The 12,140-nt window shown below is 37.8% G+C and carries 10 protein-coding genes; 3 read left to right on the top strand and 7 right to left on the bottom strand.

Annotated elements, in window-relative coordinates; all coding sequences use genetic code 11:
* Positions 1 to 2: 2 nt before the first annotated feature.
* The 6 genes from Q4597_RS18815 to Q4597_RS18790 form a co-directional block, all read right to left on the bottom strand.
* Positions 3 to 617, bottom strand: coding sequence for a DUF4230 domain-containing protein (locus tag Q4597_RS18815; RefSeq protein ID WP_303407642.1), 615 nt, complete (start codon positions 615 to 617; stop codon positions 3 to 5).
* 64 nt (positions 618 to 681) lie between these two features.
* Positions 682 to 1,638, bottom strand: coding sequence for a GSCFA domain-containing protein (locus Q4597_RS18810; RefSeq protein WP_303407640.1), 957 nt, complete (start codon positions 1,636 to 1,638; stop codon positions 682 to 684).
* A 64-nt stretch (positions 1,639 to 1,702) separates the two neighbouring features.
* Entirely contained in the window at positions 1,703 to 2,131 is a 429-nt protein-coding gene (locus Q4597_RS18805) for a DUF3995 domain-containing protein (RefSeq protein WP_303407638.1), read from the bottom strand.
* Positions 2,132 to 2,217: 86 nt separating this feature from the next.
* Positions 2,218 to 2,772, bottom strand: coding sequence for a Crp/Fnr family transcriptional regulator (locus Q4597_RS18800; RefSeq protein ID WP_303407636.1), 555 nt, complete (start codon positions 2,770 to 2,772; stop codon positions 2,218 to 2,220).
* A 51-nt stretch (positions 2,773 to 2,823) separates the two neighbouring features.
* Positions 2,824 to 3,693, bottom strand: coding sequence for a hypothetical protein (locus Q4597_RS18795; RefSeq protein ID WP_303407635.1), 870 nt, complete (start codon positions 3,691 to 3,693; stop codon positions 2,824 to 2,826).
* Positions 3,694 to 4,404 carry a hypothetical protein gene (locus Q4597_RS18790; RefSeq protein ID WP_303407633.1) on the bottom strand — a complete coding sequence of 237 codons (711 nt, stop codon included), beginning with the start codon at positions 4,402 to 4,404 and terminating at the stop codon, positions 3,694 to 3,696. It lies immediately after the preceding gene.
* A gap of 234 nt (positions 4,405 to 4,638) precedes the next feature.
* On the opposite strand from Q4597_RS18790, the gene Q4597_RS18785 reads away from it, so the two are divergent.
* The gene (locus tag Q4597_RS18785; RefSeq protein ID WP_303407631.1) at positions 4,639 to 7,902 is read left to right on the top strand and encodes a two-component regulator propeller domain-containing protein; all 3,264 of its coding nucleotides are present in this window, start codon (positions 4,639 to 4,641) and stop codon (positions 7,900 to 7,902) included.
* Positions 7,903 to 8,069: 167 nt separating this feature from the next.
* Here Q4597_RS18785 and alaS read toward each other — a convergent pair whose 3' ends face one another.
* Complete coding sequence (alaS, locus tag Q4597_RS18780; RefSeq protein WP_303407630.1) at positions 8,070 to 10,685, bottom strand: alanine--tRNA ligase; 2,616 nt, start codon at positions 10,683 to 10,685, stop codon at positions 8,070 to 8,072.
* Positions 10,686 to 10,786: 101 nt separating this feature from the next.
* Between alaS and Q4597_RS18775 the strand changes: the two genes are divergently transcribed.
* The gene (locus Q4597_RS18775) at positions 10,787 to 11,764 is read left to right on the top strand and encodes a M23 family metallopeptidase (RefSeq protein ID WP_215438132.1); all 978 of its coding nucleotides are present in this window, start codon (positions 10,787 to 10,789) and stop codon (positions 11,762 to 11,764) included.
* Complete coding sequence (locus Q4597_RS18770) at positions 11,764 to 12,093, top strand: MerR family transcriptional regulator (RefSeq protein ID WP_215438131.1); 330 nt, start codon at positions 11,764 to 11,766, stop codon at positions 12,091 to 12,093. The genes Q4597_RS18775 and Q4597_RS18770 overlap by 1 nt, the downstream gene beginning before the upstream one ends.
* The last annotated feature ends 47 nt before the right edge of the window (positions 12,094 to 12,140 follow it).

Genomic DNA, 12,140 nt, shown 5'->3' with positions numbered 1-12,140 from the left:
ATCTAATCCTTGAAAAGTATTTGGGGCAGATTCTCTTCTACCGGCTGACCATTGTAGACCAAAGACCATCCCATGGAATTGGTTAAAATATAGAATTTCTGAAGTTCGCTGATCAGACGGTTTTCAGCGTTCTTTTTTAAAGCCGATGCTTCTACTTTTTTCATAAGGGAAGCATTTACGTTTTTCTTGATTTTATTATAATCACTGGCATCGAACATATTTAAATAGTCCGAAGTAACATCGTAATACTCAAAATCCGGACTGATCTTTACTTCCGGCTCCGGTATGCTTTTGATGTGTAAAGTCTTGTTTGCCTCATCCACTTCAAAATTAATTTTACTTAAATCGTAGGCAATGGTAACATCGGCATTTACCACGACCAACGCTTTCTTTTCCGCGGAAATAAAAGGCCCAAAAAGCATCTTAGAATCTTTGTAATTGTAGACTTCCGCAAAGTGACCTTCGGTAACTATTAATTTGCTTACGTTGTCTATTTGCGTCTGTATGAGCATACTATTTTCTTCAAGGATGGATTTTTCCTCCCTATCGGCAACGCACGAACGAAAAACCAAAACAGCGGCCAAGGTAATCAAGACGCCTACAAATACTTTTTTCATAAGATGAAGTTACAATACATATTGAAATTGACGAAACGGAAAGCGGATTCTAACACCCTGAATCTTAACTTGAAAAATCCATAAATGAAAACTGCTTTTGAAGATTGGATATTTTAAGGTCCAGGGATTTTAAGAACTTTAAATGTTGTTCCGATTTTTGGTGAAAAGGCCTATGAAGGAGTCCTTTCTGAACAGCATCTACCTGAAGCATGGTTTTTTGGGCCTCTTCCGTAATCCAAACCAATTTAAACTTTTCCCAAATATAATTGACCGCCAATGCATTTGGGTGCACCATATCCTCTTTATAAAAACGATAATCGCGCAGTTCGTCCATTTGAATTTCATACGAAGGAAAGTAATCTACTTTTAGCTTCGCAGTTTCAATCACTTCATGAACAGCAGCTATTAAATGTGCCTTGCTACGTTGATTTTCTACAAAACCATCTTTTATATGACGCACTGGCGATACGGTAAAAACAAACTGTACATTGGGGTTCAGAGATTGTACCGATGCTATTATACTGTTTAGACTAGCTGTAATCTCCCCAATACTCAACAGCTCTTTTGAAAACTGTTTTTGAGGAACTTTATGGCAATTAGCTACCACTGCATCTGTTTCCGTATGTCTATACACCCAAGCCGTACCCAGTGTTATACAAATATGGGTAGCTTGTTTCAGATGATTTGCAGTTTTTTCAATTCCGTCATTTAAGGCATTAAGCAGACTTTCTTTGGAAACCGCACTTAAATCTGAATGGGCATCATAGCACTGCCAACGCTCATTGTGAAAAAAAACATCGTCCTCCGTAAAGACCTTCCCCAATACGGCACGAGAGACCAAATTGGCAATAGCCAACGGGTGGAATAAAATACCGAACGGGTTCTGAAGTTCGCGAAATTTAAAGTAACTGAATTTTTGCCCAATATTCTCCGAAAAGCAGGAACCCAACAACACTAACCTACTTTCATAGTCAATTTGGTTTTGGACCTTTTGTAAAGGTATTTGGGTTTGGAGTTTCATCTTAATTTGTTGCTTTTTTCTACCACTCAAAGATAGTGTCTAATTTAGAGGATTTTCAATTCCTTCAACTCAGATATTGAACCAGTATTCCCATTATACCAATTGCTAGGCATAAAGGAATAAAAACTTTTGAATCTGCATTCGCGAATGTGGTATGTTTAATTTTCTTAAAAAAACCTACATAATTAAATTCACCTATCGCCCGTAAAATAAAAATAGAAGGAATAAACCAATATGCATAATTTATAATCCAATTAGGTTCCTGAAAATGCATCAAACCTGACTTCAAAAGATATAAAAGCCCAAACGAAACCAAAACAAGGCCCACTATTAACGTGGCTATTTTAGGAATGGCGAGCGAGTTCAGTTCATTACCTTTTGTTGGAATCGCGCTTTTCAGTGCCCATGTGCCTCCAAAAAGCCAATAAAAATGGATGCCACCGAGAGCAACAAAAACTAAAAATAAAATCGCGGATAAAATCATGACAGTCATAAGTACAGGTTTAAAAAATTACTCCATTTATTTAATGGGAGCTAATTTCTAGAAATACTGCAAAATCACGACTTAACTTTAGGTAATTAATGCTTTGAAACCTGATTTCTAATTCTACTTAATGATTGTGGTGTTATACCCAAATAGCTCGCAATATGTTTTAAAGCGTACTTTTGAAAATATTCAGGATGATTTTTCATGAGAAGCAAATACCGCTCCGTTGGATTTAAAAATAGCAGTTGTTCCGTTCTCCGTTTACTATTTACGAATATCTGCTCGCTAATAATTCTCCCAAATTTATTCCAGTAAAAAGAGGTTTCGTAAAGAGAATACAGGCCAGTTCTATCCAAAAAAATAGCTTCCCCTTTTTCTATGCCCTGTATCCACAAGGTAGAGGGCTGTTGACTTACAAAGCTCTCATAGTCCGTAATAAACTCATTAGCAGACCTCAACAGCAAATTCGTTTCTACCAGTTGGTCATTTGTATGGTAAGATCGCAAAGACCCCAAATTGATAAACGCAATAAAGCGGCATATTTGGGGCGGACAGAGCAACTGTTCACCTTCTTCAAACCCAACAACTGAGAGGTAAGGCAATATATCTTGCCAATCCTCTTCCGTAATAGGAAGAATACTGTTCAATATGCGTTTTAGTTTTTCTATTGGTATATTATTTATATGACTACGCCCTGCCTAGTACTTTGAATGCTTTTTATTGATTTGATATTCAAAACTCAAAACCCGAAATCGCCACAAAGTTAAGGTCTGTATTGCTTTAATGCTCCCATTTTCTGAACTAACCACCAGTTTATCTTTAAATGATGAAATAAACTTAGTCCATTTATTTCCCTTGGAATCGTTCAGTAAAAAATAAAATCCACTATCACCAATTGTTTTCCCCGAAGAGGTTAAAATTAATTCACCGTTCTTTCCAACACTCGGGCTTAAAATAACCGTAGCATTACCATTGGGCAACGGAAATATAGCTTTTACACAAGTTTGCCCTTTTGGAATCATACAAGTTTCATAAACCCCAGAATACACTACTTGTCCCGAGGTTTTAAAGGTTCTTAGCCAAATGGTACGTTTTACTTTTTTTGTTTGACCATCCAACAAACAAATGATTTCATTTGTCATTGCCTTGGAATCTTTATTGTTTTTAATAGGCACATTTAATTGTTCAATTCTATTACTGAACAATAGGCGTAAAAGCACACCAAACCCTTTAAAGAAGGGATTCCATTTCACTTTTAAGTCAAGATCATAAGTACTTGTATTTTCATAAAAATCGATTACATTTTTGGACAATTTATCCAACTCTGTTTGAGGTAGTTTAAGTTGATTAATGGATTGCAATATACCTTTAGCATGGGTACTTTTATTTTGATTCAACTCTTCCTTATGCGCCAGCTCTTGAATGAACTTTTCTCCAATTCCGTTTTTTGTTCCAAAAGGCCCCAGAAGCCACTTACTAGTATCTTCATCAACTTTTTCCCCAAATAGAATAACCCACTGTTGGGTAATCCAATCCTGTACGTTTTGCTTAAGGATAGCAAGCCCCATTTAATCTACTTTAAGATTAGGAACAAAATTCTCTTGACCTTTCCATGAACCAGATTCCGAGATGGGTATAAAACGCAGAGTGGTAAATTCAAAATGAAAACTCTTCCTATCTCTTTCTTTCATTGCAACAGCATGTCTTTGGGGTTTAGGCACTTTACTATGACCCCGCACCATATTTGTCATTTCTTTCTCCGTTCTCCAAATAGAAAATGTGGATACCGTATTGGGAAATCTAAATGAAGCCAAAGAAAGCGTAGTTCCCGGGTGGTCACGGACCAACTTTTCTACAGGTCTGCCCCAATGTAAAAACCGTGGGATTTCAAAGGGTTTCATTCTCGCAATCGTAACCGCTACTACAGGAGAATTTAGGCCATCTAACTCGGATTTATGTTCCGGAATATTAAAGTCCTTAAATTTTCCCCACTCTCGCACAAAAGACAAGCGAATATGCCAGCCGTTAGCTAGAATTTTACCAAATTTCTCTTCTTCTAAATAATCATCTATAGCATTTTCATTTTCCCATTGAGCAAAGACCACTACCTCCCGAATTAAAAATCTTGATGGGGATACAATAGCAGAACCCAATGTCATAGAAGACATATATTCCGTATGAATCAAACCTTTTGTATGCTTAGGAATAGGATTTGAGAATACGCCTTTTACGGCCGTAGAAAATGGTATTTTCGCCAAATGATAAGAAAATATAGTCATACTTAATTTAATATCTACGCCACAGAACAATCCACAAAACTGTAGCCCATGCCTAATTTCAAAGTTAAAGATAGCCCATTAATTTGACAGAAAAATTCATAAAAACCAGCGTATTCTATATACTACCTAAACTCTTTTCTTGTTTCGTAGATAAAACTTTGCATCAAATTTATTTTTGGACGTAATTTCTTACCTTTAAATACGTTAAAATAAATATACTACACCAGCCTAAAAATGTTTTCAAAGTATTGTTCTAAGATTTTTACGTTTTTCATTCTTTTTCTTTCCATACACACGGTTAGATCTCAACACACAACATCCTTTGATTTTCAACACATTACAGAAGGAATATCACATAGTACAGCTACGGTCTTTTTAGAAGATAGTTACGGTTTTATATGGATTGGAACCAGAAATGGACTGAACAGGTACGATGGTAAGGATTTTGAAATATTCAACAAAACATTAGACGGTGTAACAGGACTTACCCACGAATACGTAGTTTCTTTATATGAGGACGGTGAAAATATACTCATAAGCACCAATGATGGCTTAAGTTTATACGACCGTAGTTTAAATCTTGTTATTCCATATCCATTTAAGAAAGAGGGAAAGGAAATAGAATCCAAAAGGTTTCAAGGGGTAACAAAACTACATGGTTATTTATGGCTAGGTACGGAAAAAAGCGGACTATATAGGTATCAACCCGAAACTGGAGCGATAAAACACCTTAAACTTCCAAATGACTATGTAAAACTAAAAAACAAGCGTATAGATAGAGTCCTTCAAATAATGCCCTTGACCAGCGATTATATGTTGGTTATTACTACTTACAATATTCTGGTAATAAACAAGGATATGGAAATCCAGAGCAGACATCAGCAAACAGATGAAATCTTTGCGGCTACCACCATAGATAAAAACAAATATTTACTGGGCACACTATACGGATCTCTCGTAGAACTACAGATAGATAAGAATTTAAAAATACATACCAAAAGAAAGGTTGTAAGCCCAGGTTATTGTATCCGCTCCTTAACCAAAAGCAGCAATGACCAATTGTGGATAGGTACAGAAAACAACGGCCTCTACATCTACAATAAAAATTTAGAACAGCTCCAACATATAGAACATAGTGTTTATAAACCTAATTCCATTTCGGGCAACTCCATTTGGGCACTGTTAAACACTCGCAACGGTATTATGTGGGTAGCCCCATATAGAAGTGGCCTAAATTACCATGACCCAGAATTATTTAAATTTAAACACTTTACATCAGACCCACTAAACCCCAAATCTTTAAGCAACAAGCTGGTAAATTGTTTTAATGAAGATTCTAAAGGTAATATATGGATAGGAACGGACGGTGGTGGACTAAACTATTGGAACAGAAGTTTAAATACGTTTGAAGATTATTCTCTAAAAAGCGAAAATTTTGGCAGTGATGTAGTGCTTTCATTACTCCAGACAAAACCAAACGAGTTATGGGTTGGCACTTGGACCAATGGTATTCTCAACTTTGATACGAAAAGTAAAAAGTACGAAGAGTTAAACACCCAGAATTCCTTTTTGAAATCCAATATTGTAGTTAACCTCTTAAAGGACAAAAATGGTCGTATTTGGATTGTCCATTATTTTGCGGGTGTACAGGTTTTTAACCCTAAGACAGACGAACATGAAGACATTACCCTGACCTCTGAAGTAGATGGTACAGAAATAAATTCGTTAAACACCATATTTGAAGACAACCACGGTAATGTTTGGATAGGCACTCTTAATTCCGGCTTGTTTAAACTATCTGAAAACAATGGTAATTGGACAAGCACCCATTATCACATTAAAAATTCGTTAAGCAACAATTTTGTCAACTCTATCATACAGGATACCGAAAATACCATTTGGGTAGGTACCCAAGGAGGACTTAACAAATACATACCTGAAAAGGATTCTTTTGAGATAATCAACAAATCAAACGGACTTAAAAATGATGCTATTAAAGAAATTATAGATGATAAGAATAAACATCTGTGGTTAAGTACGGAGGAAGGTATTATTAGATACCATACGGGTAACGAAAAAACAATGGAATATGGGGTAGTTGATGGTCTGCAGGCCAACCAATTCAACCCTAACGCCTCGTTGGTTACCAGTAAAGGAGAGTATATTTTTGGAGGCGTAAACGGATTTAACATTTTTACGGCCAAGGATGTTATTAAGCGAAAAGATAAACTCGCCCTGTTTATTTCAGACCTTAAAATTTTCAACAAATCAGTTCTACCCAATGATGAATTTGGAGTTTTAGAGAAGGATATTAGTCAAGTAGATTCCCTTACCCTCAGCCATGACCAATCCGTAATAAATATTGATTTTAAGGCGCTTACCATGAGACATCCAGAAAGTGTTGACTACGCCTTTTATTTAGAGGGTTTTGAAAAAGATTGGAATTATGTAGGAAACAATCCCAGTGCCACATATACCAACCTCAACACCGGAGAATATACGTTACGTATGAAATCTACCAATTCTGATGGTGTTTGGGTAGACAATGAATTAAAGCTACACCTGACTATTACCCCACCCTATTGGCAAATGTGGTGGTTCCGATTGTTATTGGTCGTACTGATTCTACTATTGCTATATCTAGCCTATTACCTCAAAGTCCGAAATTTCCGGAAAAATCAAAAAGTATTGGTTCAAAAAGTAGCGGAACGTACCCAAGAGTTAAGGCTTCAAAAAAACAAACTAGAGGAAGCCGCAAATAGCTTAAAATCTAAGAATAAAGAGATTCAACAATTTACCTTTGCCGTCTCCCATGACCTAAAAAGTCCGCTTAACAATATTAAAGGAATTGCCGGCCTTATGTCCATGTCTATTGAGACGGCAGATTTTGAGACGGTAGAAGAATATCTAAACTTAATAGATATTTCCTGCGATAATATGAGCGCATTGATTTCGGATATTACCAAAATTGCGGAATTGGGCAAAGTCGAAAATAAAAACGAACTGTTGAACACCAATGATATATTGAGTTTATCCAAAGATTTGATCAAAGGAAAACTAGACAAAGAAAAAGTTGAACTTATTATTGCGAACAATCTGCCCCAAATTTATGGTGACCACAAAAGGATAACCCAGGTTTTTTGCAACTTCTTGGACAACTCCATCAAATATATGGGTGACCAAAAAAATCCAACAATAGCTATAGATTATATTGATAATGGTGACACAAACAGCTTCTTAGTACGTGATAATGGATTAGGAATGAATGAACATGCCTTACAAAACCTATTTACACCATTTGAACGCTTTCACAAGAATACAGAAGGCACAGGCTTAGGACTCTATATGGTCCAGAAAATTGCGGTTTCACATGGGGGAACCATAATTGCCGAGTCTGACGGCGTTGGAAAAGGAACCACCTTTAAGTTAACCTTGCCAAAAGCGGAAATAGCAGTACAAAAAGCAAAAGACAACGGTCAGCCACCTATCAAGTCTTAAAAATCACCAAGAAGAATTTTACCCTTATTTATCTAATATTTTCTTGACACATAGAACACATTCCTCTTCATCAACAATGGACCGTGAATTATGATTCCTTTAAAGATTAGTCAAGTCTACCCTAAAAGAAAAAAGCCCCACCATAATTAGCGAGGCTTTCTAGTATGTTACTCTAAATACTCTTTTGCTTTGGCCAATGCCTCATCAATTCCTTCGGGTTTCTTGCCTCCTGCGGTAGCAAAGAAAGGCTGGCCACCGCCACCACCTTGAATGAATTTTCCCAGTTCCCTAACAATGGTTCCGGCATTCAAATCCTTCGCAGCCACTAGTTCTTTAGAAATGTAACAAGACAATAATGCTTTTCCGTTTTGCTCCGTTCCAAAAAGAAGGAATAGATTATCCTGGTTCTGACCCATTTCAAAAGAAAGGTCTTTTATTCCTGCGGCATCCAAGTCAATCTTCTTGGCCAAAAACTGAACCCCGTTCACATCTTCCAGTTCGTTTTTTAAATCGCCTTTTAGGTTTTTTGCTTTATCCTTCAATAAGGCCTCTACCTCTTTTTTCAATTTGGCATTTTCATCTTGTAAGTTTGAGACAGCTTTCACCGGGTCTTGGGCATTGTTCAGCAAGGACTTTATATCCACAAGGACCCTATCATTATCAGCATAAAAATCCTTTACGGCATCAGAGGTAATCGCTTCAATTCGGCGTATTCCTGAAGCCACTGCTCCCTCCGACTTAATTTTGAAGTGCCATATTTCACTCGTATTCTTAACATGGGTACCTCCACACAATTCTATAGACTGACCAAAACGCACCGTTCGCACAGCATCACCATACTTCTCTCCAAAAAGGGCCATAGCCCCTTCTTTCAAGGCGTCTTCCATTGGTATGTTTCTTTGCTCCACAAAAGGCAACTGACCATCTATACGTGCATTTACGAAGTTTTCTACCTCGCGTAGTTCCTCCGGTGTTACTTTTGAAAAGTGAGAAAAATCAAACCGTAAATACTTGGAGTGTACAGCAGAACCTTTCTGCTCTACATGCGTGCCCAATATTTCGCGTAAAGCCTGGTGCAATAAGTGCGTAGCCGTATGGTTTGCTTGCGTACGTTCGCGCTGTTTCCTGTCCACTACTGCTTTAAATGTTCCGCTTGTATCTGACGGAAGATTTTTAGTAAAATGGATAATTTCGTTGTTCTCCTTTTTGGTATCCAGAATGTAGACTACATCGCCATTGGGCATCTCCAAATAGCCCTTGTCCCCTACTTGTCCACCTCCTTCAGGATAAAAAGGAGTTAGGTTAAAAACCAATTGATACTGCTCACCGGCCTTTTTGGAAGTTACTTTTCTGTACTTCACCAATTTTACATTGGCCTCGAGCACATCATACCCAATAAACTCCTGCTCCAAATCTCCTGAAAGCACTTCCCAGTCATCCTTAGAAATCTCCGAAGCCGATTTTGAACGGTTCTTTTGCTCTTGCATAGCCACCTCAAAACCTTTTTCATCCAAGCTCAATCCCTTTTCAGAAAGAATCAGTGCAGTTAAATCTATAGGAAATCCGTAGGTATCGTACAGTTCAAAAGCTTTTCTACCATCTACTTCCTTACCCTTTACATTTGCAATTACTTGATCTAGAAGCACCAACCCTTGTTCCAAGGTTTTCAAGAATGAATGTTCTTCCTCTTTTATAACGTTCTCTATCAATTGACGCTGTTCCTTCAATTCGGGAAAAGCTTCACCCATATTCTCCGTAAGCACACTTACCAAACGGTACATAAAGGGCTCTTTAGTATTCAAAAACGTAAAACCGTAACGCACGGCACGTCTTAAAATACGGCGGATTACATATCCGGCTCCCGTATTACTTGGCAACTGTCCGTCTGCAATGGAAAAAGACACCGCACGAATGTGATCCGCAATTACGCGAATAGCAATATCCGTCTCTTCATCTTTACCATACTTGCTATTGGTTATGGTCTCAATTTCGCGAATAATAGGTTTAAAAACATCTGTATCGTAATTGGATTGCACACCTTGAAGCACCATGCACAAACGCTCAAATCCCATTCCCGTATCTACATGTTTTGCGGGCAATGGTTCCAAAGTACCGTCTGCCTTTCGGTTGTATTGCATAAAAACCAAGTTCCATATTTCAACTACCTGTGGGTGATCAGCATTTACCAAAGAGGCTCCTGAAACCTTTGCTTTTTCTTCCGCAGAGCGAATATCCACATGAATCTCGGAACAAGGGCCACAGGGTCCCTGATCACCCATTTCCCAAAAATTGTCCTTCTTATTTCCTAGAATAATCCGGTCTTCCGGCACAATGGCTTTCCATAGATCATAAGCTTCGGTATCTAACGCCAAATTATCGGCATCTTTACTTCCTTCAAAAACCGAAACATACAAACAATCCTTATCGATTTTCAAAACTTCCGTGAGCAGCTCCCATGCCCAAGAAATCGCTTCTTCCTTAAAATAATCGCCAAAACTCCAATTGCCCAACATTTCAAACATAGTATGGTGGTAGGTGTCCTTGCCCACTTCCTCTAGATCATTATGCTTACCACTTACCCGCAAACACTTTTGGGTATCTACGGCCCTAGGATTCTTGGCAATACTATTCCCTAAAAAGAACTCCTTAAACTGGTTCATACCTGCATTCGTGAACATTAGTGTAGGATCATCTTTAATGACCATAGGGGCAGATGGAACTATTTTATGCTCTTTTTCTTTATAAAAATTTAAGAATTGAGATCGGATTTCCTTGGAAGTCATAGAGAATTATAAGGTTTTACAAAAATTAACGTTTTAAAGGAAAGTATTTCTATATTTGTTTATCCCAGTAAAACGTCACAAAAATAGGATAAAATAGATTCATGTCTAAGGTAAAGTACTATTACGATCCGGATACACTTTCATATCGCAAGATAGAACCTAAAAAATCTAGGCGCTATCGCAATATCGCCCTGTTTTTTGTAGGGTCATTTCTATTTGGACTCATGTGCTTGGTATTTTTAATGAATACCAACCTGATCAATACTCCAAGGGAACTTTCGCTAGCGCGTGAAGTGAAAAATTACGAGCTTCAATTTGAGCTTTTGAATAGAAAAATGGGCCAGATCGAAGAGGTTTTGGCAAATATAGAAGAGCGCGACAATAATATTTACCGCTTGTACTTTGAGGCTAACCCTATTCCGGAAGAACAGCGAAGAGCCGGTTTTGGAGGTGTTAACCGTTACAAATCTTTGGAAGGCTTTAATAATTCCGAAATGGTAATTGCTACTACAAAACGACTTGACATCATTAAGAAACAGATGTCCATTCAATCCAAATCATTGGATGAAATCACAAAACTTGCCGAAGAAAAAGAAAAATTCCTAATGGCCATTCCGGCAATTCAGCCGGTTACCAACGAAAGTCTAAAGCGTATGGCTTCCGGTTTTGGCTGGCGTTCGGATCCGTTTACAAAAGCTCGTAAACTGCATAGGGGAATGGATTTTTCCGCTCCAAAAGGCACTCCTATTTACGCCCCTGGAGATGGTAAGGTCATTCGTGCCGATAACGGTTCATCCGGTTACGGCAAGCACATTCGTATAGACCACGGCTATGGCTACAAGACGCTTTATGGGCACTTGAGCGAGTACAATGTAAAAAAAGGTCAAAAAGTAAAACGCGGAGACCTTATTGGTTTTGTAGGAAATACAGGCCGTTCGGAAGCTCCCCATTTACATTATGAAGTCTGGAAAGATGAAGAACGCATCAACCCCATAAACTTCTACTATGGTAGTTTGACCGCAGAAGAATTTGAGAATATGCTGAAATACGCAGCACAAGAAAATCAATCTTTGGATTAATGCAAATAGAACTTCCAGAAAAGAGGTATTACGGTATTGGCGAAGTCGCCAAGGCCTTTGGTGTAAACACTTCCCTGATTCGTTTTTGGGAGAAAGAATTTGATGCGCTCAAACCCAAAAAGAACGCAAAGGGAAACCGTAAGTTCACCCCACAGGACATAGACAATCTAAAGCTCATTTACCACTTGGTAAAAGAGCGTGGCTTTACATTGGAAGGCGCTAAAATCCACTTAAAGGAAAACCGTCAAAAAACGCTCAATAACTTTGATATTATTGATAAATTAGAGCGAATTAAGGCCGAATTGACCAAAATTAAAGAGCAGTTGTAACAATTGCACAACTTTGTGGTCTAATATTCCAAATACACTTTTTGCTT

Source organism: Zobellia sp. 1_MG-2023, assembly GCF_030549125.1.
GTDB classification, from domain to species: Bacteria; Bacteroidota; Bacteroidia; order Flavobacteriales; family Flavobacteriaceae; genus Zobellia; species Zobellia russellii.
Note: the sequence above shows the minus strand (reverse complement) of the source record. Positions and strands in the feature narration are given on the sequence as shown.

Excerpts from the sequence above, each read along its gene's own strand:
- Q4597_RS18815 (WP_303407642.1), bottom strand. The coding sequence starts at position 617 with ATGAAAAAAGTATTTGTAGGCGTCTTGATTACCTTGGCCGCTGTTTTG.
- Q4597_RS18810 (WP_303407640.1), bottom strand. The coding sequence starts at position 1,638 with ATGAAACTCCAAACCCAAATACCTTTACAAAAGGTCCAAAACCAAATT.
- Q4597_RS18805 (WP_303407638.1), bottom strand. The coding sequence starts at position 2,131 with ATGACTGTCATGATTTTATCCGCGATTTTATTTTTAGTTTTTGTTGCT.
- Q4597_RS18795 (WP_303407635.1), bottom strand. The coding sequence starts at position 3,693 with ATGGGGCTTGCTATCCTTAAGCAAAACGTACAGGATTGGATTACCCAA.
- Q4597_RS18790 (WP_303407633.1), bottom strand. The coding sequence starts at position 4,404 with ATGACTATATTTTCTTATCATTTGGCGAAAATACCATTTTCTACGGCC.
- Q4597_RS18785 (WP_303407631.1), top strand. The coding sequence starts at position 4,639 with ATGTTTTCAAAGTATTGTTCTAAGATTTTTACGTTTTTCATTCTTTTT.
- alaS (WP_303407630.1), bottom strand. The coding sequence starts at position 10,685 with ATGACTTCCAAGGAAATCCGATCTCAATTCTTAAATTTTTATAAAGAA.
- Q4597_RS18775 (WP_215438132.1), top strand. The coding sequence starts at position 10,787 with ATGTCTAAGGTAAAGTACTATTACGATCCGGATACACTTTCATATCGC.
- Q4597_RS18770 (WP_215438131.1), top strand. The coding sequence starts at position 11,764 with ATGCAAATAGAACTTCCAGAAAAGAGGTATTACGGTATTGGCGAAGTC.